Raw genomic sequence first — 26235 nt, 5'->3', positions numbered from 1 at the left:
GATGCCATCTCTCGATTTTTGTCTCGATAAACTTTCGTATGGTTCACACGCATATAAATGGGATTTATCTGTTTTTCTTTACAAAAACGCAGTGCTAGAAAACAGAAAAACTGTTTATAAATCTATAGAAGCGAATAGATATGGCGATATACTAACTGAACGAGTTGAATTGATATCGAACCTTTTTGAATATTTTAATTCAATAATCACTAGTGGAGCATCTCAAAGCACAGTTATAACTCAGTTGGAAAGATTTAGTAACTTCATGAGATGGTGTGAGCTTGAGAACAAGTACATATCAAAAGAACATATAGCTGAAAATTGCATTGCATGGGTGAATTCAGATATTTTGAGGGTTAAAGAAGAAAAATTAAATGAGCATCAAGCCTATAAAGGATATTGTTCAGTTGCAAGAATTATTACACTATCGCAGCCTTTACAAGACTATCCAAACTCGAAATCGCTTATGTTGCGAACAAATATTAAAGCTAAACCGCAACAAAAAGAAACTATGCTTGTTAGCGAATCAGATGTTTTTGCGTTCGGTCAATTATTAAAAACTTTAGTTGAACAGCTAACTATCGAAGCTGTGCGAGGTGAGTTGCCTTTGTTAATCAAATTACCAAATGGCAATGAAGTATATTTAAAAGGTAACATGAAGGTAGTTGATTTAGATTGCCAAAAGATGAGCAGTGCAGATATTAAGCATGCAATCGAACGAAGACGAGCATTAAATAAGGATGAATCGCTATTAGACAGGTACAGAAGAAGTAATTTATTGAATATTCGTATTGAAGCTGATTTGCTAATTTTTATCAGTCAAACCAATATGAATTTGTCACAGGCTCTTGATTTAAAACTAACTGATTTCAGATGGAAGACCCAAGATGATGAGTATCTTGCATACTCTGTTACTGTTTATAAAAATCGAAAAAATGGGGAAGCTAGTTTTAAATGTTATAAAGCTTATAGGGCTATTTTCGATAATTACATACAATGGCTGAGAAAGGTTGGTTTTAATGACGATAGTTATCTTTTCCCTTTTGTAGGGAGAGAGAAAATTAAAGCAGATGTTTCTTCTCGTAAATTACATGTTATAAGAAATTTCTGCAAAACTATCAATTTTGAATATGTCTCCCCTTTACAGTTAAGGAAATTTAAAGCAAATTGGTTATTTGATAATGCAGACGATGCCTCAGCAGTTTTAAGCTTGATGTCTCATGAGAACACTACCTTTAGAAGACATTATCAAAAAACAAATGAAAAAGAAGCTTTGAAGCAATTGGGTCATTTCAACAGTCAAAATCTCATCAAAATAGCTATTGGGTTGTGCTCAAATAATTGTCAAAATCCGCAAAAAATTAAAAGTGAAGAAAGGACTGCTCTACCCGATTGTGTGAATCCCGAAGGTTGTTTATTTTGTGTGCATCATAAAGATATTTTAAGCTATGATTATTGCTATAAGTTGGTTTCTCATCTTTATCTAAAACGTCTTGAAATAGCGCTTAACCCTTCTTTTATACAAAACTCACCTGCAATACTTATTGAACCGTCCCGGGATTGTCGGAGACCTAAAACTCTGAGACAATGCCCTTATGAAAAGCAAACAATACTCAACTGAAGTCAAGACTCGAGCTGTAGAGTTACTCATCGAATCACAAAAAGATTATCCCTCACTGTGGGCGGCCATCCAAGCCATTGCCCCTAAATTTGGCTGCACACCTGAAACCCTACGTTCATGGCATCAAAAGCACCTAGCTAGGCAAAATCCTGTGACCGTTACTACTCAAAGCCAAGCTGCTCGTATCGCTGAACTTGAGCGAGAAAACCGAGAACTCAAACAAGCGAACGAAATCATTCGCAAGGCAGCCGCTTTTTTCGCCCAGGCGGAGCTCGGCCGCCCACACAAGTGATGGTCAAATTCATCGATGATGAAAGGAAAAAGTATGGGGTCGAGCCGATTTGTAGAATACTGCCAATTGCCCCATCCACCTACTATCGCATCAAAGATGGGCAAGCAAATCCAGACAAGCAAAGTCGACGCAAACAAAGCGACAAACACCTCATGGCGCAAATCAAACAGATTTGGCAAGACAGTGGCTGTCGATACGGCATTCGTAAAGTCTGGCATAAGCTTAAGCAAGATGGTATGCCCAAATTAGGTCGCTGCACGGTTGAACGCCTGATGAAACAGCTTGGCATACAAGGCGTATGGCGGGGTAAAGGCAAAATTACCACTAAGCCGAGAGAGGATCAAGACAAGCCTGCTGATTTGGTCAAACGCAACTTTACTGCTGATGCCCCAAACAAGCTGTGGGTGGCTGACTTTACTTACATCAAGACCAAAACAGGCTGGGTTTATACCGCCTTTGTCATCGATGTGTTCAAACGAGTTATCGTGGGTTGGAAAGTATCTAATCATATGGACACTCAGCTAGTGCTAGATGCTCTAAATCAGGCGCTAGATGTCAGAGACCGTCCTAAAGGGGTGATTCATCATTCCGATAAGGGTAGTCAGTATCTATCGATTAAATACGGTGAACGGCTTAAACAGTCTGGACTTGCTGCCTCAGTCGGCACGACAGGTGATTCTTACGACAATGCCCTAGCTGAAAGCGTCAATGGGCTGTATAAAGCGGAGGTGATCGATTACTTAAAACAAGAATGGGATGGTGTAAATGATGTTGCTCTAGCGACCCTTGATTGGGTACACTGGTACAATCATGAACGATTGCATTCTACCAATGGATATGTGTCACCTATTTATGCGGAAAATATCTACTATTGTTCATTAAATCTGTCAGGTCATGCTGCCTGACTCAAGTAAACCTGTCTCCAATAAAACCAGGACAGTTCATATTGTTGAGCGTATAGTCGAAAAAATTAATGGCATAAAAGCTTTAGGTAAGACCGAGGAGAAATGGGTTATTAAAGCTGAACAAGAAGTTAAATCGGGCGAATATCACACTGATTGGCGTGACTACATACTTTTATTAGACTCAATGGTTTAAATATGTTCAAAAAATCCATTAACATTATTTCTGATATTATTACTCCGAATATGCCAAATTATACCTTATTAGGCGATTCACCCAATGAAGCTACTCCTATCACTTGCGACAAAGATGGCAACATAATTTCGGTTTTTTCTGATGATGTGTGGGATTTTACTCCCTATAGTATAAAGCCACTAAAATTTAGTTTTAATAGTGTTCGTAGCAAAACGCACTACGGATACCATGTTAATGAAGAGAACATCAAACTATTCAAAGCTATAATTGTGCATTGGCTATGGGGTGCTAACCCAAGTATTGATGTTAAAACTCTAATCACCAAATGCAGTATTTTGAAGCCGATTTTTAGTATTTGCTCTAAACACGATATTTTAATTACAGAATTAAGCAAGCATAAAGAAATTTATAGCGAGATTGCTAATAGTTACCAAACGAAAAGACGAGCAGCACTACTGTTACAAGCTATTACTTTCAATGATGATATTGGGTTTACTATCTTTGATGAAGAGTCAATAGTAGAATTCTCGGCATATCTTGTGTTGAACGAATCACAGCAAACACCTTACATCCCCCCTCGTATTTGGTCGTATCAATTAGCACGACTTGAAGAATTTATTAATGATTTCCTTTCGATTGAGCAGAGTATTACTTCAATATTTAACAACTTCAAAGATAATCATAATAAAATAAAAGAGAGAGAAATAAGGCAATTCAATAAAGAACAATTTAATAAACATTATGATGTATCGTTAATGCTTCAGAAATGGACAAATTTTGATTTTGAAAAATCTAAGGTGTCCAATCTTTCTAGCTATCTTAGCATGGCAAGTTTCGTCGGCATTGCATTTGTTGTTAATTTCTCATTGATGAGAAACATTGAGGCTTATACTTTAAGATATGGTTGTTTTTCTAAAGTGACTATTAATGGACAGGAAATTTGTCTCGTTAAGGGTGTTACAACTAAAACAGTGCAAGAAAAAGAAGCAAGTTGGGTTGTATCCCCTGCCGTTGAAAAAGCTATTAAAGTTTTACAAACTATATGTGAATTAAGATTTTCATTTGCCAAAGAAGAATTGGGAATTACGCAAGATATTGCTGAATACAAACCTTTTTTAAATATTCAAGCATTTGAACCTTGGGTAAGGCGGCTACATAAATTTAGAGGTTTAGAGTTTATAAAAACACCTTCAGCTTATCAAAACCAAATTATATTATTTAATAAACTTTTTGATAAAAACGAATTAAAGATGACAAAAGAGGATTTTAATTTAGCCTGTCAACTCACGCCAAGTCTCGATAAAAAGAAATTCAAAGTAGGTGAGCCGTGGCAGTTTACATGGCATCAACTTAGAAGAACAGGTGCTGTAAATATGTTAGCGTCGGGACTTATAACTGAGCAAAGTTTGCAATACCAACTTAAACATGCTAATACGATTATGAGTCTTTATTATGCAAATAATTATTACAAGCTAAAATTCAAGCTAGATGAAGGTCTTGGTAGTTTATACTTAGAAGAGTGGCATCAAAATAATGTTCGCAAGAATGAGGTGTTGGTTGATAAGAGATTTATTTCACCGCATGGTGAGAAGCGAAAGGCTCAAATTATTTCCCCTATAACTGAAAAAGACCACAAGACACTAATCCAAATGTCTAAAAAAGGCAATTTGAACTACAGAGAAACATTTTTAGGGGGGTGTACTAAAAATGGTTCACCTTGTCCTTATGGCGGTATTACTAACATTGTTATGTGTATCGGTGGCGATGGCTCTCAGCCTTGTGAATCATTACTACTAGACGCAGATAAATTGGGTATGATGTACAAACAAGAAAAGATGTACTTAGACAAAATTCAACGGTCGATTGCTGATTCAATTGATACAACATTCCAAGAACAGCAATTAAACTCGATTAGGAAAGCTATCCATGTCATCGAATCAAACCAATAAAAGCAAAGCTGAACTGCATTTTTACGAAGCCTTTGTTAGACTTAAAGAAAATAAACCTAAAAATTTGCCTAGAGGAACAAAAGTTTCTCAAAATAATGTAGCGAAAGAAGCAGGTGTCGACCCTTCTGCACTAAGAAAGACACGTTATCCTGAGTTGATAAATGAAATTCAACAATGGATAGATGACAATCCTCAAACTGGTAAAAAGGCTGATAATAAAAAAAGTAAAACTAATTCTGAGCAGATTTTAGCTCTAAAAAAACGAATTGAAGAGTTAACTATTCAAAGAGATCAAGCAACTTCTAAACTTTTAGAAGCTCAAATTAAATTGATTGAAATGGCTAATGAAATTAAACGATTAAGTGAATAGCCTTGTAAAAAAAGGAAAAAATATGAATAGCCAAAATAATTATAACATTGCTTCTGAACAAGAATTTATAGACGCTGAGATGGATGAAAACGTCTTGAATGAGATTATAGATAATTATAGTTTGTTATTGCCAAGACTTAAAAGAACCGCAGCCTTTTATAATGATCTACTGCAAGAACATCTCGATATCAATTCGACAAAATACCGTGTCAAAACCCCCTATAGCCTTGGTAGGAAAATTATTAGAAAAAGGATTGAAGCGAATAAAGATGGAAAAAAATCCAAGTACCTAAACATTAATGTTGAGAATTACAAGTCAATAATTACTGACTTGATAGGCATTAGAGTTATCTATTTGTTTAAACATCATTGGAAACCCATTAACGAGCATGTTCTAAATAGTTTTAATATTGATAACAATGAAGACATATTGGTTTATCATGGTAAATATGATGATGTGAGTTTTTATCTTAAAGATATGTTTGAATATCGAAGTAAACAATATCAGTATACGCATGATAGCAGTAAAGAACCTGAATATCGATCTACACATTATTTAGCATTCGACCCTTACAATGATATTCGTTTTGAGATACAAACGAGAACTATTTTCGATGATTGTTGGAGTGAAATTGACCATACCTTAAGGTATCCAAATGACGTTAATAATATCGTCTTAGGTAATGCGATGAATGAATTAAACAAAATGGTGGATAGTTGTCAAAATAAGTCAACTCAAGCATTTGAATTGAAAGGAAATCATGAAGATGGTAGGTCTGAAAATTATGAAACTCTTAATATTCAGGAGAGTTCTACAAATACTAAATTAGTGAACCCTATCGAGCATGTTGATATTGATCAATCGGACACATTGAGGGCAAATAATTTTCAGCATGATTTCTTTATAACGAAAAGATATCTTGATATGTTACCTGCTAATGATTATCAAAAGTTACTAGCATCTCAAGTTTCGAATATTGGAAATAATATAGGGCAGCAAAGTAATTTCAATTATTCTATTTTGGAAACAGCGCGGAAAGCATTTGAGCAAAGTCCTTCCTATTATAGAACGGTAGCCTTACAAGGTGGGTTAGATAAAATAGCAAAATTGTATGAAGAAAACCCTCATTATGCAAAAAGTTTTGCCATGCAAAAAGCATGGCAACAAGCTGAACAATTTGCAAAAGAGTACCAACAAAGTCATATCTTCAAAGAAAATTTAGCATCGCAACTTGGGTTACTACAATTCGACTCAAGCAATGGTGTAATGAAGAAAAAGTAGAATTTGTTGAGACATTGATAATCTAGTAATGTCTTTTGAAAACTTGAATTGGTTGATTTATGAAACAAATGGACGAAGTATTATTTCAGTTTAAACCTCACAGTTGTGGTTACGTTATGTTAGCTAGTGCTAATTTATATACTTCTGATATCCAAGAAAATGAGTTGCTCATCAACTTTCCACGAATTCTTGACATATTATTGATAGATAGAACGTCGTCCAAGCCATCAAGAAAACGTAATATTATTTGGGCTAATGATAATTATTCAAAATTTGGCAGGAACTATACTGCAACTGCTCAAATAAAGCCTGATTTAATAACAGGACAGATGGGTGGTATTATCAAGCCAAGAGCTTTAAAAACAGCCGATATGCAAAAAAAACGTACCAAGTCTAAGGCTGAAGTCTTTACGCCAACTTGGATTGTCAAAAAACAAAATGATATACTCGAACAAGCCTATAAAGATGATGACCTGTCGACTTATGTAAGCCGTAAATGGTTAGAGATTACCTGTGGTGAAGCACCCTATATGACTACTCGTTATGACATGGAAACAGGTGAACTAATAGCATTGAGTCAAAGACAAGGTTTTGTGGATAGAAAACTCGCTAAAATCAATGCACAAGTTGATGATAAAGCAGAGTGGCAATACATGGTTGAAAAAGCCTATCAGTCGAGTTATGGGTTTGAATGGAATGGCGATTCATTGCTATTGGCTCGTGAAAATCTACTTTTTACCTATCGAGATTATTACTTAGCAAAATGGCAACAAGAACCGTCTATCCACTTATTTGAAGTAATTGCCAAAATTATTAGTTATAACGTGTTTCAGATGGATGGGCTAAAATACATTATTCCTTTATCAGAAAAACATGAAAAAATAGTTACACAGCAACTATCAATGTTTGAGCAAGAAGTAGAAGAACAATGGCTTATTCAAAAAGGCAAGCGTGTAAGAATTATGAATTGGGATACCAATAAGATGGAATATTTTGATAAAGATTTAAAAAAATGAAGGATAAAAATGTATGGCTAATAAGACGGTTATTACAACAACAAAGCAAATTTACCCGCAGATTTATGCCTATGTAACACCTAACTATAAGCCCAATGAAGGTTGGGTGAAAATTGGCTATACCGACCGTCAAGATGTGAAAACTCGTATCAATGAACAAACGAAAACTGTTGGTATTGGATACGAATTGCTATGGTCTGCTCCTGCGAAATTTAGCAAAGCTAAAGATATTGAAGACTGGTTCAAAGATAAAGAGTTTCATACTTATTTACGGCAATTTAAGCAAGTTGAACAGCGATTACCTTATGAATGGTTCTATTATAATGGTACGCCTGGAAAAGCTCGTCAACATTTTGATGATTTTTTGAGTCATGAACGTAGCCAAGTCAAAGAAGAGCTACCTTATCAACTCAGACAAGAACAACAAGATGCTATTGAACAAACAGTGGCTTATGCTAAATCAATGCCAGAAGGGGAGTTTTTATGGAATGCTAAACCCCGTTTTGGTAAAACTTTGACCACATATGAATTAGCTCGTCAATTGGATGCTCACAAAGTTCTGATTGTGACTAATCGCCCTGCTATTGCCAATTCGTGGTTTGATGATTTTGAAAAATTTATTGCTTGGCAAACAGACTATGCTTTTGTTTCAGAAAGCGAATCACTAAAAGACCGTCCTGTATTTACTCGTGATCAATTTTTAGATCAACGAGCAAATGGCAAGAAACGTATGATTGCTTTTATATCATTACAAGATTTAAAGGGCTCAGTCTATTTTGGTGGTAAACATGTTAAACATGATTGGATTACAGCCGACAAATATGATGACAGGGAAGATAAGTACGATTGGTTCAAGGAAACGCCTTGGGACTTACTGGTTATTGATGAAGCCCATGAAGGTGTAGATACGTATAAAACGGATTTTGCTTTTGAAAAAATCAAACGCAAATTCACTTTACACTTGTCAGGCACACCGTTTAAAGCCTTGGCTAGTAGCAAGTTTGGTGCGGATGAAATCTATAATTGGACATATGCTGATGAACAAGCCGCTAAAGCTGAGTGGAAAGATACTGAGGAAGAAAATCCTTACGAAAAATTACCTCAGCTAAACCTATTCTCCTATCAAATGAGCCCAATGATTACCAATGAGGTCAACAAAGGGGCAAATATTGATGGTGAGAATCATGATTATGCGTTTGATTTGAACGAATTTTTCTTAACCAATGACAGCGGTAAGTTAGTACATGAAGCGGATGTCAAAAAATGGCTCAATACGCTAACGGAAAATCATAAATACCCCTTCTCTACCAAAGAGTTAAGAGACGAGTTAAAGCATACTTTTTGGCTGCTAAATCGAGTTGCTAGTGCCAAAGCCTTACAAAAACTACTAAAGAATCATCCTATTTTTGAAAATTATGAAATTATCTTAGCCGCAGGTGATGGTCGTGGCGAAGATGATGAGCAAGTAATCAGTCAACGAGCATTAGATAAGGTTAAAGAAGCCATTAAAAATCATGATAAGACAATTACCTTATCAGTTGGACAATTAACCACAGGCATCACTATTCCTGAGTGGACAGCTGTTTTGATGCTTTCCAATTTAAAATCGCCTAGTTTATATATGCAAGCGGCGTTTCGTGCACAAAACCCTTGGCTATATGAAATTGATGGCGAAATACATCAAAAACAGAACGCCTATGTGTTTGATTTTGCCCCTGAGCGGACGCTGACCATTTATGAGGAATTTGCCAATAACCTGTCAAAGGGTACGAGTGGTGGTAGTGGCACAAGTGATGATCGTAAAGCAAATGTTCGACAGTTACTGAATTTCTTTCCTGTAATTGCTGAAGACAGCGATGGGCAAATGGTCGAACTTGATGTTGATCAAGTATTAACCTTACCCAAAGTCTTTAAAGCTCAAGAAGTGGTACGCCGTGGCTTTATGTCAAACTTCTTATTTCAAAACGTCTCAGGGATTTTTGCTTCAGAAAAAGCCCGTAAGATTTTAGAGCAGCTCAATCCTGTTGATGTCGGCAAAACCGTACCTCGCAAAACTGAAGAACCAATTGATACCAAAGGCATTTCTGTTAATGAGCAAGGTAAAGCAAATATTGATACCGATATTGTGATTGCCACCACCGAAGCCAAGTTTGGTGATAAAGTCTATGGCACAATGCAAGCTGTCGCTGAACAAGCTGCCCAAAGTATTGATATAACGACTTTAGCTAACCCTAATGACGACTTAGCCAAGACAATTTCAGCAAGCTTACAGCAGTCTATGCAAGAGACAACGCAAGGACTCGCTAAAGAACAAGGCTTAACCAGTAAATTTGCAGAGCAGGTTGTCACTCAATCTACTCAGGCTATCACGCGTGAAATAGAAACAGTACAAAAACATAGCGAGATCAAGCAAAAGGTTGCTGAAATTAAGTATCAAAAAACTATCGCTGAAGCTCAGTCAGAACCCCCAGAAGTTGCCCAAGCCAAGATTGAAGAAGCCAAAGTAGAATATGAAGCCAAACAACAGAAAATTGCCGAAGAGTTTAAGCAGCAGGTTGTAGAAACCGTAACGACTAAATCACAGGAGCTAGCACAACAAGCAACCCAGACGATTCTTGAAAAAGCAGAAGAGAAAAAGAAAAATACCGTGGAAGATGATGTACGAGGACGGTTACGAGGTTTTGCTCGAACAATCCCTTCATTTTTAATGGCGTATGGTACGCCTAATACGACGCTTGCTAATTTTGATATGACCATTAAGGATGAAGTGTTTAAGGAAGTCACAGGGATTACCCTAGATGATTTTCGCACGTTACGAGATGAGTTTAATTTCTTTGATGAAACGGTGTTTAATCAGTCAGTACAGGAGTTTTTGATTAAACGCCGTGAGCTTGCTAATTACTTTGATGATAGCCAAGAAGAGGATATTTTTGACTATATCCCACCACAGGAAACCAACCAGATTTTTACCCCAAAATGGGTGGTAAAAATGATGATTGATAAACTAGAAGCGGAAGACCTTGAGATTTTTAAGCGCTCTGATAAAACCTTTGCTGATTTGTATGTTAAGTCAGGGCTGTATCTTACTGAGATTGTTAAACGCCTGTATGCAGGACTTGCAGACGAGATACCCGACCCTGATGCGAGGCTTAAGCATATTTTAGAGCGTCAAATATATGGCTTTGCCCCGTCTGAGATTATTTTGAATATTGCTCGTAATTTTGTGTTTGGTTTTGATGAGAAGGCGAAAAATATTGACCAATCGCACATTGTGCTGTTGGATACGATTCCTTATGCCAAAGGTGAGACTGAGATAAGTTTTGAGGCGAAATGTGATGAGTTATTTAGGGGAGAAAAATAATGAAATTTGATGTTGTAACGGGTAATCCACCTTATCAAGAAGAAATTGAAAATACCAGTGCAGCACAACTTTATCCGCTCTTTATGGACTTATCACAAAGTGTGTCGGATTTTGCTTGTCTTATTACACCTGCAAGGTTTCTAATGAATGCAGGAAAAACATCTAAAGAATGGAATAATAAGATGCTAAATAATCCGCATTTAAGGATATTAAAGTATTTTCAAAAAGCATCTGATGTATTCTCTGGTCAAAATTTCACAGGTGGTGTCGTCATAACTTTAAACGATAAGACTACCCTTGTTGAGCCTATTAAGTTCTTTTACCCGTATGAAGAATTGCCTATTATTGTAAAAAAAGTTAAAAACAAAAACTTTGTTTCCATTCAAGAAATCTTCTTTCCTCAAACTAAATGGAATCTTGATAAACTTTATGAAAAAGTTCCAGAGGCAAAATCTAAGATAGGTAGCAATGGCAAAGAAAAGCGGCTAACATCATCTATTTTTGAAGATTTAAAAGAATTTCCTATATTTTTTAAAAATATCTCTAGCATAGATGACCCTATTATAATTTACGGCAAAGGTGGGTCTAAAATGTACGTAGCTAAAGAGTATCTTGATAGTGATAATAACATTCAAGGATATAAAGCCATTATCTCAGCAGCCGATGGAGCGAGTGGTAATATTGGTGAAACTTCTGCAAGGATAACAGGAAAGCCTTTTGTTGGTTCAAATAATTCAGGATACAACCAAACTTTTATTGGTTTTGGTAATTTTTCTACAGAAAAAGAAGCTGAATCACTTGTAAAATATTTAAAAACTCAATTTGTGCGTCTGTTAGTTGGAACTAGAAAAGCTACAAATGGTACAAAATTTGAGGTTTGGTCAAACGTTCCTCTGCAAGATTTTACCACCAAGTCCGACATCGACTGGACAAAATCTATTCCCGAAATCGACCAACAGCTTTATAAAAAATATGGACTTGACCAAAGCGAAATCGAATTTATCGAATCCAAAGTCAAAGAGATGGAATAACCATCGCTTTATTTGTGAAAATAAAAAGATTAGCCAAACCTTTTTTGGCTATTTTTTTTGCCTGAAAGAAGAAAAACTCACTCGTAATGGATAATAATTTTGTTGTAAAAATTCATGGACTTTTAGGAATTTATGTCAATAAATAATAAGAAAACTATGGACAAAATATATTCAGGTTTTAATCTTATATTACAACGACTTAAATATGTCCATACACGTTGATGTAATACTTACACAGGGACAGGTAAAACTCGTACCGTTATCGCCTTGGTAGATGTGCTCATGCGAGCCAACCGAGTGCAAAAAGTACTGTTTTTGGCAGATAGAACATCATTGGTTAGACAAGCCGCCAATAACTTCAAGACCCATTTACCCAATACTGCCGTTGTCAATTTGGTTGAGAGCCGAGAACAAACGGGACGAGTCTATCTATCCACCTACCAAACCATGATGGGACTCATTGATGAAAAAAATGAGGATGGTACTCGTAAGTTTGGTACAGGTTTTTTTGACTTAGTGATTATTGATGAAGCCCACCGCAGTGTCTATCAAAAATTTGGTGAAATTTTCCGCTATTTTGACAGCCTGCTAGTGGGGCTAACCGCAACCCCAAGAGACGAAGTCGATAGGGATACTTATCATCTTTTTGGATTGGCCCAAGGTATGCCAACCGACTACTATAGCCTTGAAGACGCTATCAAAGACGGTTATCTAGTACCACCCAAAGCCTTTAGCGTACCGCTTAAGTTCGTCAGACAAGGAATTAAATACGATGAGCTCTCAGAAGAAGAAAAAGCTCATTGGGATAGCTTAGATTGGGGAGACCTGCCACCACCTGATGAAATCTCTGCTTCAGATATTAACAAGTTTTTATTTAATACCGATACTGTCGATAAAATGCTCAAGCATTTGATGGAAAACGGTATCAAAGTCAAAGGTGGCGATTGCTTAGGCAAAACGATTATTTTTGCCGTAAATCAACGTCATGCTGAGTTTATAGCAGAACGATTTAATCATCATTATCCTATCTATCAGGGTAAATTTGCTCGCATTATCACCCATGCTGTTAATTATTCACAAACACTCATTGATGACTTTAGTAAAAAAGACTTACCTGAGCCACAAATTGCTATTTCTGTCGATATGCTCGATACAGGTATTGATGTTCCAGAAGTGGTAAATTTGGTATTTTTTAAAGCAGTTCGCTCAAAAGTCAAATTTTTGCAAATGATTGGTAGGGGTACACGTTTATGCCAAGACCTTTTTGGTCCTGAACAGCATAAAACTGAATTTTATATTTTTGATTATTGCGAGAATTTTGAATACTTCAATGAAAATCCAAAAGGGGCATCTGGCTCTCAAACCGAAGCACTCTCAAAAAGGCTCTTTAAAGCTCGTGTTAGCGTTTTAAAGCACCTTCAGCTACCCGAGTATCAGAACACTCAAACAGATGCCTTAGAAAGCAAATTAAGGGGTTTTTTGCACAATCAAGTCAATGGTATGAACCATGATAATTTTAACGTTCGACCCCAATGGAAATTTGTCGAGTATTATCAAGAGTCGAAAAACTGGCAAAATCTCGACGATATGAAAGTTAATGAATTATTTGATCATCTTTCTGGGCTGCCAACCGAAAATTCGATCGACTTCCAAGATGATTTGAATGCAAAATTATTTGATTTACTGTGCTACAACCTTCAGCTTGCGATCCTACAGAAAGATACTGCCAGTATAAACCAATATCATAAACGTATTCATACGATTGCCAATGATTTATCAACTAAAGCCAATATCCCTGCAATTACTAAACAAATACAGCTGATTGAATCCATTTTAACGAATGAATACTGGGAAGGCATCAACGTTATCATCGTGGAAGAATTGCGTGAGCGATTAAGAGAGTCAATCAAACTTACCGATAAGTCTAGCAGCAAAATTGTTTATAGTGTATTGGATGATGAGATTGAAGAAGCTAAACCTGTTAACCTGCCTGATTTTAATACGGGCGTTGATGCTAAAGCCTATAAGCAACGTGTTGAGCATTTCATCAAAGTAAATGAAAACCATATTACCATTGCTCGACTAAAACGAGGCATCCCACTAACAAGAGAAGATTTAACTCGACTTGAACAGTTTGTCTACAATGCTCAAGAAGTTGCTGGAGAGCAAGAGTTCAAAGAGCATTTCGGCAATGAAATTAGTTTACCAGAGTTTATCCGTTCTCTCGTTGGTCTTGACTACCAAGCTGTCAAAGAAGCTTTTTCAAATTATTTGGTCAATACCACTTACAATGAGCGACAAATTCGTTTTATTGAGATGATTATTGACCAACTCACTAAACAAGGTAAGTTACAAGCTATTCGTCTATATGAACCCCCTTTCAATCAAATTCACTATGAAGGGATTGATGGTCTATTCTCTGAGAACGATATCGATAAAATCTTTAACACGATTGATAATTTCAATAATGTTCTAACCGCTTAAAATTAATTAGTTTTTACTCTTTTTTGATAGTTAGTTAGCCAACAAAAAAGCCTTTAATAGTTCTTAGGCCTTATGGACAGGTATTACCAAGGATTTTAAATAGTTCCAAATATTAATTATTATATTAATCATTTTAATTTAGTAAATTAAGATAATTTAAAATTTATTTCAATTGATTAGAATTCTGTATCTTTTCTACCAATTTAAAAGTTATCCACAAAAATTTCTTTTTTTATATTTTTAATTCTTTTAAATAATTTTAAGGGGGTCTCCGATCCTTTATTTAGAAGGTTTTCAAACGTTATTTGCCTACCTCTGCTCTTATTACCCCTACCTCTGCTCTTATTAATCCCTACCTCTGCTCTTATTAATCCCTACCTCTGCTCTTATTAATCCCTACAATTTTTTAATAGTAGGTTTTTTGGAATTATTTATGTTATAATCCATGTAGAATTATTATTTTTACAACATTTTTAAATATTATGTAATTAAAGGTCTTCATTCATATGTTTACTCGAATAATGTCGTATTTAGCAACTATCTTATTGAATCTAAACCCTACTTTTTCTCTTGATTCTACTACTAATATAATTTGATAGTAACTTAATATTGATAAGCTTGATAGAATGTATGAACATCATCTCTTAAAACATAATGTGAGCTCGTTATGACTAAAGCCTTGAACCCAAAAGTTGTTAAATCTAATGAATTAATTAAAGCATCTTATTCAATGGATTTAGTTGAACACAGACTAATTGGTTTAGCTATATATACAGCACGCGAATCAAATAAAGGGTTACGTAAATTTGAACATTTAGTTATCAAACCAAACACTTATGCAAAAATTTTCAACGTTTCATTAGATGCTGCATATAAAGCTTTGAAAGATGCTGCTGAAAAACTTTTTGAAAGGCAAGTAACATTTAGGGATACATATGAAGGGGATCCACGAAAAAGAAAAACTCGTTGGGTATCTGAAATCGCTTATATAGAAAATAAGGCTGAACTACAATTAATTTTTGCACCTGCAATTGTTGATGAAATCACTAAACTAGAAGAACAGTTTACTGAGTATTACTTAAAAATGACTGCAAATTTTGATAGTCAATATAGCTATAGACTATTTGAGTTGGTAAAACAATGGAACTTAAATAAAGTTAAAGAAATACCAGATTTTGACCTAAGTACACTAAGAGAGCAGTTTGGACTAGAAAAACATGAATACGAAAGATTAGATAATTTCAAAAAAAAGGTTTTAGATAAAGCTGTGAAGGAAATTAATGATCATACTGATATTAATATTTCTTACAGTCAGATAAAATCTGGAAGAGTGATCACTGGGTTTAAATTTAATGTTAAAAGAAGTGGAAATAATCTTAAAGATGTTACGCCTACCACTTTCAAAGAATCTTCAAAATTATTTGGGTGGCAGACCAAAGGCTTAACCGACGCTCAAATCAAAAAACTCGCTGTCTATCAAAAAGAATTTATTGATGCTAACACTAGTAAAATGTCACCTAATGATCGTCGAGACTATCCTGAAATTTTCGAAGATTGGAAAGCCATGCTCAAAGACCCTAAGCAGGTTAATACATTTCATAAGATTCAGGAGTTGTTAGATCGTAAAAAAAATTAAGCCAACCACTATGTTAGCCTAAGCAAAATTGTTAATATTTTGAAATAACAAACATAACTATGGGAGATCTGGTAATCCTACTTACCTATACATCAAAGAGCCAACCAATTAATTAGTTGGCTCTTTTTTTTGTGAATCGGTTTGGCCGTCATCTTCATACAGGATAATATCGCCAGGCGTGCAGTCAAGCAGCTTGCATAAGCGCTCTAAAGAAGCAAAGTCTATGCGTGTCACCTCGTTATTATATAAACGATAAAGTGTGGTTCGCCCCATATCCGTCAAACGGTCTGCGTCTGCAACCCGAATCCCTTTTTGAGCAAATAACACTGGTAGATTAAGCTTAATCATAAAAATTTCCACAAATTAACACAAAGTTATTGCTAGTGGAACAATAAGTATTTATAATAAATTCCACAAGCGGTAATATTATTACTTTATACAGTAATTTATCACCATCTAAAAGTAAGGTTATTATGCCATATAACTACTGTTTTTACCAAAATATCCCAAACGGAGAAAAGAAAAATGCACCCAAACCCCGTCATCCAACACATCTACGACCAACTCGACCAAAAGCACGAACGCCAACAACAAATCAACCTGCTGACCAGCAACCTTATCAAAGAACAACGCATCCAAATGGGCGATGGACTATACCTACATCTTGGTCAAACCAAACGCTGCAGCAATACCCAAGCCATTCAGCAATGGATTTATACTATCTATGACACCATTGACACGGGCGATTATCAAGAAACCTATCGGCAACTTGAGCACGAATTCTTAGCCCTAATGCCAGAATTACTATAACCCATCTCAACGATACTAAAGAAAGGAAGTATGCATGAACCTACACTACATCCAACAAAACAGCCTAAACCCGTTTGAATTTCAAATTTGCCAAGCCTACTATGAAAACCCTAACAGGCACACCACACCCTTAGCACACTTACAGCAGCTTTGCAGTCAGTATCACATCACCTTGGATCAACTTGCAGCCATCACCCAAAAGGTCAAAGCCTATCACCCGCATACCCATTGCATTGAATGTAACATCGCTCAGCGAATCACCGAACCTGACTATCGCAATCTTCAACATCTGCAGCAACTTGACTATCTCTGCGATGACTGTCAATCATTTATGCATGCACCGAACCAATGCCAACATTTCGCCAATATTCCTATGCTAGCTAGTAAAGCAATCATTGATGATTTGCCTTACTAAAACAACCGCTAATAAAAAAGTCTAAAAAAATTGTTCCCCACCGCATGGGGAACTATTAAACACGCTATCAACTTGTTGAACAGACTTTTCAATCAATGTTTAAATGGTTCATCATTACAATTAAGCATAAAGTTGTTGCTATTAAAAATTGGTACTACTCTTTAACCCCTAATTATCCTGTTGAGGTGTCAAACCACTTAACTGATCACTTGGCAACGACAAATTATGCCTAGTAGCAGAATTATGACGAACTGCCTACTGACCTTCTATATTTATGGGAGGAGAAATTAAACCCAATGTAAAAGAGACCACGGCATACTCGTCATAGTTTATTGTAAGCATTTAACCGACTAACTAATTGCTCGTTTTCTTCGGTCAATTTTTTGCAAATATCGTTCAATTGATCGATCTGTTGCTGCTGTTTGTTGATAATACTTTTCAATGAATTGGTCTGTTTTATTGGATCTTTGGGTAAATTTGTTATATTTTTTAATTCGGTATTGAGCCTCATTAATCGTAGCGAATACTGTCTCCATAAGCGCGCTCTCCTCTGAAAGCGTTTGACTAAATGTTCGCTCACTAATGGCTCTTTGCTCCATGATTCTCGCATTTTCATTCTCCACTTGACGATTATAATTTCCTAATAGGGTAGGAATACCGCAGTTTTCTAATTGTCGATCAATGGCACTCAGATTAACAAAAGGTCGCACGGAAAGTTGTCGTGCTTGATGAGAACGGCTGTCCACATAGGCATGTATTTTATAACGTGCAAGAAAAACATTAATCAATGCAGCCCATCTAGCGCGTATCTGTTTTAATTGATCATGCGTGGTGGGGAGATTTAACGCCGTCAAATTTTTATTAGACCATTCAAAATAGGACTTGCGAGAAAACTCTAACTCACCGTTCTTATTTATCTTAATACAACGGGTCGTCAAAAAAAGATGAGCACGAAAAGATCTCGGGTCTGCCCCAATGGGTGGAGAACGCAAGACAAAATCAATGGCAATATCATAATAGTTTGCCAGTGAACTGGCAAAAGCAACGACGAGTTGACGTTGTTGGTCGGCATTAAGCTCAAAAGGCACATTAACAATAATTTCTCGCACAATTCGACTGACCTTACCGCTATCACAACACTCCGCCAAATTCCAAAGCTTCTCACGTGAAAACGTATCAAACGACTCATCGGATGAAGCGATGTCAACGGGAAAAATTAAACCTTTAGCGATTATCTTTGAATCATCATCATAAGAAAAAAATTTCTCTAAACGCTGATCATATAATTTCTCTGCTGCCGTACAAGCAATCAGTCGAATGACCGAGTCCAGCTTTCGCCGAGAATGTGGTTTCATCGTAAGAGAAAAAATGGCCAATAGCGACTCCAATTAGCATATAAAATAGATTACACAAATAATTCGTAAATTATAATAAAGCTAGTAACTTTTAAAACCATTATATTTCAAATAGATAGCAAAAAGTAAGATTAAAAAAGGAGATTTTAACTAAAAAAAAGGCAAATTATCCGCAATATTTAAAGAAATTTCCACGTTTAACTATAGAAAAACTAAGAAAAATTCAAAAAATCCAGAATCTAAGCCAAATAACCATTTTTTTAACCCAAATAACCATTTTCAATCAAGAATATCCAAAAATTGGTCGAAAAAACCATATTTGGGTCATAAATAACTAAATAACTTTCAAAAAATCCAGAATCTAAGCCAAATAACCATTTTTTTAACCCAAATAACCATTTTCAATCAGGAATATCCAAAAATTCGCCAAAAAAACCACATTTGGATCACAAATAACTAAAAAATTTTCAAACAATCCAAAATATAAGTCAAATAACCGTTTTTCTGACCCGAATAACCAAAAAAAGAGCAAAAATACGGTTTTTTTAATGAATTAACTAAAAAATTCCCATTTTTACCGTTCTATCATTGAGCTAGGAAAATCGCTCAACATCAAAATAGTTGATAAAGAATCGAAAAATTCGTAAATTATAAATAACTAGATAATTAAAAAACTTCTATATTTCAATAAATTATGAAACTAGAAACTGAACAGAATAGTTTTGACCAAAAAAAAGGCAAATTATCTACAATATTTAAAGAAATTTCTATGTTCAACTATAGAAAAACTAAGAAAAATTTAGAAAATCTAAAATCTAACCCAAATAACCATTTTCAATCAGGAATATCCAAAAATTGGCCAAAAAAACCACATTTGGACTACAAATAACTAAAAAATTTTCAAAAAATCCAAAATCTGAGACAAATAACCGTTTTTCTGACCTAAATGACCATTTTCAAGCAGAAATAACTAAAAATTCGTCAAAAAAACCACATTTGAGCCACGAATAACCAAAAACATTCCAAAATATCTAAAATTTGGGTCAAATAACCATTTTCTTGATCCAAATAACCATTTTTAAGCAGAAATAACTAAAAATCCGTCAAAAAAACCACATTTGGACCATAAATAACTAAAAAATTTTCAAAATATCCAAAAAAATGGTAATTAATTTGCAAGATGATAAGTTCACGCCGTACTAAGCCAGTATACACATAGTACCCTTTTTTAGCTTTGCTAAAAATGGTACCATGTGAACTGGTTCAGGGGCGATGCCCCCGAAACCCCCGTTGCCCTGTTGTTGAGTTTAAGATAAGGCTGCGTGTGGTCATTTAGAAAGTTTAATAGGTTCAGTTAAAAGTGAGTGACGATGCCAAAAATTCTTGGAGATAAGCGTACCAAAGAGATCAAAATTCGTTTAACGAGCGATGAGTTTGCCAAGCTGCAACAACGGCGCACTAAAAATTTAGCGGGTTGGCTTCGAGATTTAGCCCTGGGTGCCGTGCCTATTCGACAAGCCGATCCAGCATTGGTTCATCAGGTTGCTAGAATTGGTAGCAACTTAAATCAGATTGCTCGACATGCCAATACGGAAAAAAAATTGGATGCCAGTGTGTTGTCGGCATTAAATGACAGTAATCGGTTATTACAAGCATTGCTTGAGCAACATAAAAATTAAGGCAAGCGTTTTAGATTAAGCGGCTTAGCGTAAAGGTCTTAAAGTGAATGTCTTGGAGTGAAAGTTGATTTTTAAAATTTTTAATCGGGGTCGAAGTCGTGGTGAAGGGCCTATCAATTATTTGCTGGGTGAAAAATTTTTATCAGACGGCATCATTCGCGAGGGCGCAACGGTATTAAGTGGGGATGCTTATCTTAGCCAAGAACTCATTAACAGTAGTAACTTTGCCAAACGTTATACCGCTGGGGTGTTGTCATTTGAAGAGCGACCTGATCAAGTGACAGCGGAAGTTAAACAACAAATCATGCAAGACTTTGAGCGGGTTATGTTTCCAGGTATGCAACCGGATCGTTATTATATCCTTTGGGTTGAACATACCGATAAAGCACATCCTCAAACTAAAGCACCGAGGCTTGAGTTGAATTTTTTAATCGCGACCACCGAGCTTTATACGGGTAAACGATTACAACCGTATTACCATGTGCAAGATGCCAAGTATTTTCGTGCATGGCAAACATTGGCCAATGCGCGATTTGAATTTACCGATCCTGATGACCCGGTTCATTTTCGTCACACCAATTTATTTGAGAGTAACCAAAGCCCGAAAAAAAACCATGCGAAAATTAAGACCCGTATTGCAACATATCTTGAAAAAAAATTGGCAGCGGGAATGATTAATCATCGAGATGATGTGATTGCCGAGCTTGAACAAATGGAAGATGAGCAAATTAAGGTCACTCGGCGCTCAGAAAAATTTATCAGTGTGGTGAGTAGAGACAATCAAAAACCGATTCGTCTAAAAGGCTTTTTGTTTGAAGAAAATTTTTCTTATCAAGACTATCTTCTACGGTTACAAACCAACCCTGATGAACACGCGCTGCATAAAAAGATAGAAACGATTGCATCCAAACAGCAACGGGTCGATCAAGCACGTGAGACATTTAATCATATTTATGCACATAAGCGCGAGCTTAATATAAAAAAATACCAGATACCGGCAGAGGAGTTAGCGTGGGTAGATCAGCATCATTGTCCGTATGATAGAGCTCACCATGACAATAATGGGATTAATCATCCGTTTAAAAATGATTTGGAAAATACGCGAGCTAATAAAATGGAAGCCACGGTTCAGGTTGATATGTCACCCAAGGCTACCGATACATTATCTTACGAACCCACGTTAGAAGAAATGGCATTAGCAAACGCTAAACGAAAAGCAAAACAAAAGGAAGGGGAAAAACTAAAATTGCAGCGTCAGTTAGAAGACGAGCGTTTGCAGGCGTATATGAAGCGGCAACAAGAACGTCAGCGACGACAAGCGGTGGAAGCAAGGCGCTTGATGCCGATTTATGGTGAGATAAAAAATGCCCTGCGTTATTGTTATTCTATTAATAAGTATGGTTATGAGTTAGGTTTAAAGCCGTTAAAAGATTTGATTGAGAACAATTTTATGAAGACGCTTGCGCAGCGAGAAAGTGATTTCTTCGATACGGTGCGGTTAAGTGTTGGCCGCTTCGCCAGTACCTTTCATGTGACCCGCGACGGACGGGTGGGGGTAGATTTTAGTCTTTATAGCAATATTAACCAATTCAAGTATTTTTATAGTAGCGATTTATTTGAGATAAAAGCGGATAGGTTGTATGTTAAACAGACAGATACCTATTATGAGTTGTCTAAATTTAAGCGTGAAGAAAGGGCGCTAATAGAGGAGAGTATCGCAAACAGCCAACAAAATAAATTGGCTGTGTGGTCTAACCCTGAGGGTCTTGAGGATGCGTTAATTACTTATCAGGCAGATTTAAAAACACTGCCAGGTCATAATTTGGATCATGATAGATTCGATAAAAAAGATACAAGTGACTCACGTTTAGATAATGATACTTCGTCAACTCCGAGATGGGATGATGAGGGACCGGGTTTCTAAATAGGGTCTCATTCAAGAATAGGGATAATGAAACTTACCCTGTGTTTAATTGAGTGTTTGGCTGAAACAATGTTTGCCTTACTAATAATTATATATGACCATTAAGTGGGTGGGGGAAACTCGTCTTCTTGAAATAATGTTACCACAGAAACTTGTAGCGCTTCACTGATTTGATAAATTTTAGTTAGGGTAAGGTTGAATTCACCGCGTTCAATTTTCCCCATATAACTACGATCAATCTGGGCCAAGAGTGCAAGCTTCTCTTGAGAGATGCCTTTTTGCTTTCGAATGGTACGAATACGTTTACCAAATGCCACAATCTGCGGATGTTTACTAGTCACAAATGTCATCTCAAAAGTTGACATTTTTAACAACAGGTGTCTATAATTCAACGGCATATATACCGTATTTAAGGTATGCTGAATTAAATTTAGGGTTAGGAGTTATTGATGTCATTAAAGTTAGTCTTAAGTGTCTTGGCAAGTGCATGTATTACGGTTGCTTGCCAAAATAAACAGCCGGAGCAAACTAGCAATACCACAGCGGCAAGCGCCAATCTTGAGACACCCGATCCTAAATTCTCAGCCGCGGTAGCACAAACGACAGCCTCGCAGACGTTAACAAACCAACCCGCTTTGTCAGTTACATCAGCAAAGACGTTAGATTTAAGCCATGTACATGATATTAATCAAGATAGTGACTTAAGCTACCTAACTCCCTTATTTATCGCCCAAACCCCGCGGCAAATGATGGAGGAAGAAAAGCTAAGTCTCATATCTACAGAGTATGACAATGAAGCTGATACGTTTAAAAAACGTGAATTAGCCGTACAGCTGTTGCCAAAGGTGAGTCAACAGATTAAAACGTACCAAGGTACCTATCTTGCTAAAGTACCCATTATTAACGATCAAAAAATAGCTGATCAGTTTTTAAAACAACAAAATGACAAAAATTTATCGCCATTGTCGGTCAATGTGTTTGGTATTGATACAACAAGACCTTATGACTTTACCACTAAGACATTTGCCATGTCATGTGAGATGGATAAATTTCTTAGCCATGGTAAATATGGGGGGCTAGGGCCATTCTTCGGTAATAAACAGTCTATTCAATTGGATTTTCTACGGCATATTAATGACTCGACCCAATATATCGTGGCACCACCCCAAGAAAAATGTGAGTTGTTGGTTGACGATGAAGCCGTGGCTAAAAAAATTGAAGCAGCTCGTATCAATAATACATTGGGCGGCAGAGGTGAGCTATACGTACAAGTTACCGCTGATGAAAATCAATTAAAAGCCAAGCCGCTACAAGCTACCGTTTCCTATCTTGATACGCAGACGAATGAAACATTGGCTACCAAAACCTTTCATTGGTAGAAAATAAAGGGGACATTATGAAACTGAGCAATATGATTTTAATAGGCGCTGTAGTATCAGCATTGACAGGCTGCCAAGATCAGCCAAGAAGCAGCGAGTATTATCGGGCGAATCTTGAACAAGCCCAAAAAGACGAGCAAAAATGCCAACAAATGCGAGCATCCGGCAAGGAGCCAAATGCGGTATTAGCAAAAAATTGTCGCATTGCTCATGATATATTATTACGTCGGGCGAATGCAGGTATAGCAGCGGCTATTAAAAATAGCTAATATCTGCCTAAAGGATAGCACAGAATTCAGAGAAAATAAGGCAGCAGGTCCATTTACTTGCTGCTAAATATTTGAGATTTAATCATTTTAACGAACATTAATTAGCGGGGTATTTATGTGATGATTTTAAGTTTTTAATTATCATATAAAATTATCAGTGGCTGAGTTTATTATTTTAATTTCTAAAAAATCGTTTAACATAGATAATGATTAAAATTTTGCTCTGACCCCATAAGGAGATATGTCGACAATGGTAATAGTAAAATTGTTGTAATAACTGTTATGATTGCTTTTGATAACAAGGTGGTTATTGCAGTCTAGCAAAATATATGACAATCCCTTGATGAAAAACAGGGTTTAGATGAATATAGCTATAAAGAATTTGGCTACCGTTTAAACAAGATTATCTAACAATAGGTTGGGCATCTTAAAAATCCAATGTTAGAACAAATTAAAGAATGTTGAGGCAGTAAGGTAAGCCTTAGAACAGCGTAAGGGAAATCAACATGAAACAGCAACTGAAAATTATAGTACCGAACAATAACAAATATACTCGACATCTCAAATTAACCGAGAAACAAGAACAAGAATTGATCGCTTACAACAAAGCAGGGGCGGAGTACTTCAAGAAAGCATTTCAACATCGAGCTAAAAAGCCAGCCACGTAATAGGCTAAACGCTCATGCAAGTGCTAAGCATTTACATCCCTTGATAGGATGCGTTTGAATTTGAATATTTAACATAATCAAAGTTGGACGAAGCAAAATTTAGATATTCTGTATCGTTCAATTATTGTTAATCTCCAAACGATTAACTAAAAATGCCAGAAGTTTTCTATATTTGCTTTCAGAAAATTCATTTTTATGAATCAAGTCAAATACTGAATAAAACAAGTTCTTCAATAAATCCCTTGAAAACAATAGCATCAAAAACGCAGGGATTATAACGAATAAAGAAAGAAGGAAAATTGAATAAAAGTTAATAATTAGCTGTTCAATGACAGGTTCAGGGTCATTAAATTTGTAAAGATTAAATAGCAGAACGCCTACCAATGCTAATAAAGCAGTGGCACCTCCCATAATTCTTGCTTTGGCATCCGAATTATAGATGTATATAATACTCCCCAAAAACTAGACCAAAAAATCGTGGTAAATAAGATAGAATAGCCCTTAAGCAAAGAGGTCTATCTAATGACAAAAGTTCGTAAACGTCACAATGCTGAATTTAAAAGCAAAGTTGCCATTGAAGCCATCAAAGAGCACAAGACTATCAACGAATTAACCGCAGAATATGGCGTGCATGCAACCCAAATCAGCAACTGGAAAAAGCAAGCTTTGGCTGTTATACCCAGTGCCTTTAATACCAAACAGCACGACAACGAACAAGCCCAGCAAGCCACTATCGATGAACTGCATCGGCAACTGGGGCAAGTCATCAGCGAGAGAGACTGGCTTAAAAAAAGTCCTCACAGCTCACTTAGAGGCTCGTAAAGCACTGCTAGAACCTAACAACAAAGATTTCAGTACCCGTAAACAATGCGAACTACTGGGTATTAACCGCTCAAGCCTGTATTATCAGCCAATGCCCATCAGTGAGCTTGATGTTACCTTGATGAACCTGCTTGACGAACAATATACCAAAACCCCATTTTACGGGGTCAAACGCATGACAGCGTATTTGAGGCAATTAGGCTATCGTGTCAATCACAAGCGAGTACGCAGACTATTACGGCAAATGGGGCTAGATGCCATCTACCAGCGTCCTAACACCAGTAAACCTAATCCTGAGCATCAAGTTTACCCGTATTTGCTTAGGAATGTACCCATCACCCGCTGTAACCAAGTGTGGAGTACCGATATCACATACATTCGCCTGTCTAAAGGGTTTGTGTATTTGATGGCGGTGATTGATTGGTATAGCCGTTATGTTTTAGACTGGTCGCTATCAACGACACTTGAAGCAGATTTCTGCATTGATACGGTGGGTAAATTACTGCACAATGGGTTACGCTGTGATATTTTTAATACCGACCAAGGTTCGCAGTTTACCAGTCCAAGATTTACCACGCCACTCATTGATTCGGGCATTGCTGTAAGCATGGACGGTCGTGGCAGGGCATTGGATAATATCTTTGTTGAACGGCTGTGGCGGTCAGTGAAATATGAGTGTGTGTATTTACGGCAGTTTGATACCGTTAGCCAAGCTAGAGCTGGTTTGAAAGACTACTTCGAGTTTTACAATTATGAGCGGTTGCATCAGTCGCT

21 protein-coding genes, 1 pseudogene and 1 other annotated feature are annotated in these 26235 nt (G+C 36.4%); of the genes and pseudogenes, 18 read left to right on the top strand and 4 right to left on the bottom strand.

Going from position 1 to position 26235, the window contains the following annotated elements; genetic code table 11:
- Position 1: 1 nt before the first annotated feature.
- The 10 genes and pseudogenes from H9W84_RS11795 (at position 2) to repM (ending at position 16140) form a co-directional block, all read left to right on the top strand.
- A complete protein-coding gene (locus H9W84_RS11795; protein ID WP_239743992.1) occupies positions 2-1621 on the top strand; it encodes a hypothetical protein in 1620 nt (539 codons plus the stop codon).
- Positions 1596-2818, top strand: a protein-coding gene (locus H9W84_RS11790) for an IS3 family transposase (RefSeq protein WP_156652133.1) whose coding sequence is annotated in 2 segments (ribosomal slippage) — positions 1596-1872 and positions 1872-2818 — 1224 coding nt in all. Because the reading frame shifts where the segments join, the coding sequence is not laid out codon by codon here. The genes H9W84_RS11795 and H9W84_RS11790 overlap by 26 nt, the downstream gene beginning before the upstream one ends.
- Positions 1871-1987, top strand: a sequence feature (AL1L pseudoknot). Its footprint overlaps the gene before it by 117 nt.
- A gap of 195 nt (positions 2819-3013) precedes the next feature.
- Complete coding sequence (locus H9W84_RS11785) at positions 3014-4960, top strand: site-specific integrase (RefSeq protein WP_239743990.1); 1947 nt, start codon at positions 3014-3016, stop codon at positions 4958-4960.
- Complete coding sequence (locus H9W84_RS11780) at positions 4938-5330, top strand: hypothetical protein (protein ID WP_239743988.1); 393 nt, start codon at positions 4938-4940, stop codon at positions 5328-5330. The genes H9W84_RS11785 and H9W84_RS11780 overlap by 23 nt, the downstream gene beginning before the upstream one ends.
- Before the next feature lie 22 nt (positions 5331-5352).
- Entirely contained in the window at positions 5353-6612 is a 1260-nt protein-coding gene (locus H9W84_RS11775; protein WP_239743986.1) for a hypothetical protein, read from the top strand.
- Between the two features lie 59 nt (positions 6613-6671).
- A complete protein-coding gene (locus H9W84_RS11770) occupies positions 6672-7628 on the top strand; it encodes a restriction endonuclease (protein WP_239743984.1) in 957 nt (318 codons plus the stop codon).
- 13 nt (positions 7629-7641) lie between these two features.
- A complete protein-coding gene (locus H9W84_RS11765) occupies positions 7642-10989 on the top strand; it encodes a DEAD/DEAH box helicase family protein (protein WP_239743982.1) in 3348 nt (1115 codons plus the stop codon).
- Positions 10989-12020 carry an Eco57I restriction-modification methylase domain-containing protein gene (locus H9W84_RS11760; protein WP_239743979.1) on the top strand — a complete coding sequence of 344 codons (1032 nt, stop codon included), beginning with the start codon at positions 10989-10991 and terminating at the stop codon, positions 12018-12020. The genes H9W84_RS11765 and H9W84_RS11760 overlap by 1 nt, the downstream gene beginning before the upstream one ends.
- Positions 12021-12254: 234 nt before the next feature.
- Positions 12255-14504, top strand: a pseudogene (locus H9W84_RS11755) (type I restriction endonuclease subunit R); the annotation flags it as partial.
- 667 nt (positions 14505-15171) lie between these two features.
- Positions 15172-16140, top strand: coding sequence for a replication initiation protein RepM (repM, locus tag H9W84_RS11750; RefSeq protein WP_239743977.1), 969 nt, complete (start codon positions 15172-15174; stop codon positions 16138-16140).
- A gap of 108 nt (positions 16141-16248) precedes the next feature.
- Here the strand turns inward: repM and H9W84_RS11745 are convergent, their stop codons facing one another.
- Positions 16249-16488, bottom strand: a complete 240-nt coding sequence (locus H9W84_RS11745) for a helix-turn-helix domain-containing protein (protein ID WP_007116192.1) — start codon at positions 16486-16488, stop codon at positions 16249-16251.
- Positions 16489-16665: 177 nt separating this feature from the next.
- Here H9W84_RS11745 and H9W84_RS11740 point away from each other — a divergent pair, with 177 nt between their 5' ends.
- Both H9W84_RS11740 and H9W84_RS11735 read left to right on the top strand, forming a co-directional pair.
- Positions 16666-16950, top strand: coding sequence for a hypothetical protein (locus H9W84_RS11740; RefSeq protein ID WP_239743975.1), 285 nt, complete (start codon positions 16666-16668; stop codon positions 16948-16950).
- Between the two features lie 34 nt (positions 16951-16984).
- The gene (locus H9W84_RS11735) at positions 16985-17365 is read left to right on the top strand and encodes a hypothetical protein (RefSeq protein WP_076776947.1); all 381 of its coding nucleotides are present in this window, start codon (positions 16985-16987) and stop codon (positions 17363-17365) included.
- A 350-nt stretch (positions 17366-17715) separates the two neighbouring features.
- Here the strand turns inward: H9W84_RS11735 and H9W84_RS11730 are convergent, their stop codons facing one another.
- Positions 17716-18741 carry a MobA/MobL family protein gene (locus H9W84_RS11730; protein ID WP_007116927.1) on the bottom strand — a complete coding sequence of 342 codons (1026 nt, stop codon included), beginning with the start codon at positions 18739-18741 and terminating at the stop codon, positions 17716-17718.
- 1349 nt (positions 18742-20090) lie between these two features.
- Here H9W84_RS11730 and H9W84_RS11725 point away from each other — a divergent pair.
- Both H9W84_RS11725 and H9W84_RS11720 read left to right on the top strand, forming a co-directional pair.
- Positions 20091-20399, top strand: a complete 309-nt coding sequence (locus tag H9W84_RS11725) for a plasmid mobilization protein (protein WP_239743973.1) — start codon at positions 20091-20093, stop codon at positions 20397-20399.
- A gap of 64 nt (positions 20400-20463) precedes the next feature.
- Positions 20464-22323, top strand: coding sequence for a relaxase family protein (locus tag H9W84_RS11720; protein WP_239743971.1), 1860 nt, complete (start codon positions 20464-20466; stop codon positions 22321-22323).
- Between the two features lie 101 nt (positions 22324-22424).
- Here the strand turns inward: H9W84_RS11720 and H9W84_RS11715 are convergent, their stop codons facing one another.
- Positions 22425-22673 carry a helix-turn-helix domain-containing protein gene (locus H9W84_RS11715; RefSeq protein WP_040404038.1) on the bottom strand — a complete coding sequence of 83 codons (249 nt, stop codon included), beginning with the start codon at positions 22671-22673 and terminating at the stop codon, positions 22425-22427.
- A gap of 99 nt (positions 22674-22772) precedes the next feature.
- On the opposite strand from H9W84_RS11715, the gene H9W84_RS11710 reads away from it, so the two are divergent.
- The 3 genes from H9W84_RS11710 (at position 22773) to H9W84_RS11700 (ending at position 24639) form a co-directional block, all read left to right on the top strand.
- Positions 22773-23702, top strand: a complete 930-nt coding sequence (locus tag H9W84_RS11710; RefSeq protein WP_239743969.1) for a hypothetical protein — start codon at positions 22773-22775, stop codon at positions 23700-23702.
- Between the two features lie 17 nt (positions 23703-23719).
- Positions 23720-23971, top strand: a complete 252-nt coding sequence (locus H9W84_RS11705) for an EexN family lipoprotein (protein WP_239743966.1) — start codon at positions 23720-23722, stop codon at positions 23969-23971.
- 506 nt (positions 23972-24477) lie between these two features.
- A complete protein-coding gene (locus H9W84_RS11700) occupies positions 24478-24639 on the top strand; it encodes a hypothetical protein (protein ID WP_239743964.1) in 162 nt (53 codons plus the stop codon).
- A gap of 117 nt (positions 24640-24756) precedes the next feature.
- Here H9W84_RS11700 and H9W84_RS11695 read toward each other — a convergent pair whose 3' ends face one another.
- The gene (locus H9W84_RS11695; protein ID WP_239743962.1) at positions 24757-25050 is read right to left on the bottom strand and encodes a hypothetical protein; all 294 of its coding nucleotides are present in this window, start codon (positions 25048-25050) and stop codon (positions 24757-24759) included.
- A gap of 111 nt (positions 25051-25161) precedes the next feature.
- Here H9W84_RS11695 and H9W84_RS11690 point away from each other — a divergent pair.
- A protein-coding gene (locus tag H9W84_RS11690) for an IS3 family transposase (protein WP_239743960.1) occupies positions 25162-26235 on the top strand; the annotation gives its coding sequence in 2 pieces (ribosomal slippage) (positions 25162-25427 and positions 25426-26235; 1076 coding nt annotated over the 2 pieces). This gene is flagged as partial in the annotation.

Origin of the sequence: Moraxella tetraodonis, from assembly GCF_022359095.1 — a bacterium.
Lineage (GTDB): Bacteria > Pseudomonadota > Gammaproteobacteria > Pseudomonadales > Moraxellaceae > Faucicola > Faucicola tetraodonis.
Note: the sequence above shows the minus strand (reverse complement) of the source record. Positions and strands in the feature narration are given on the sequence as shown.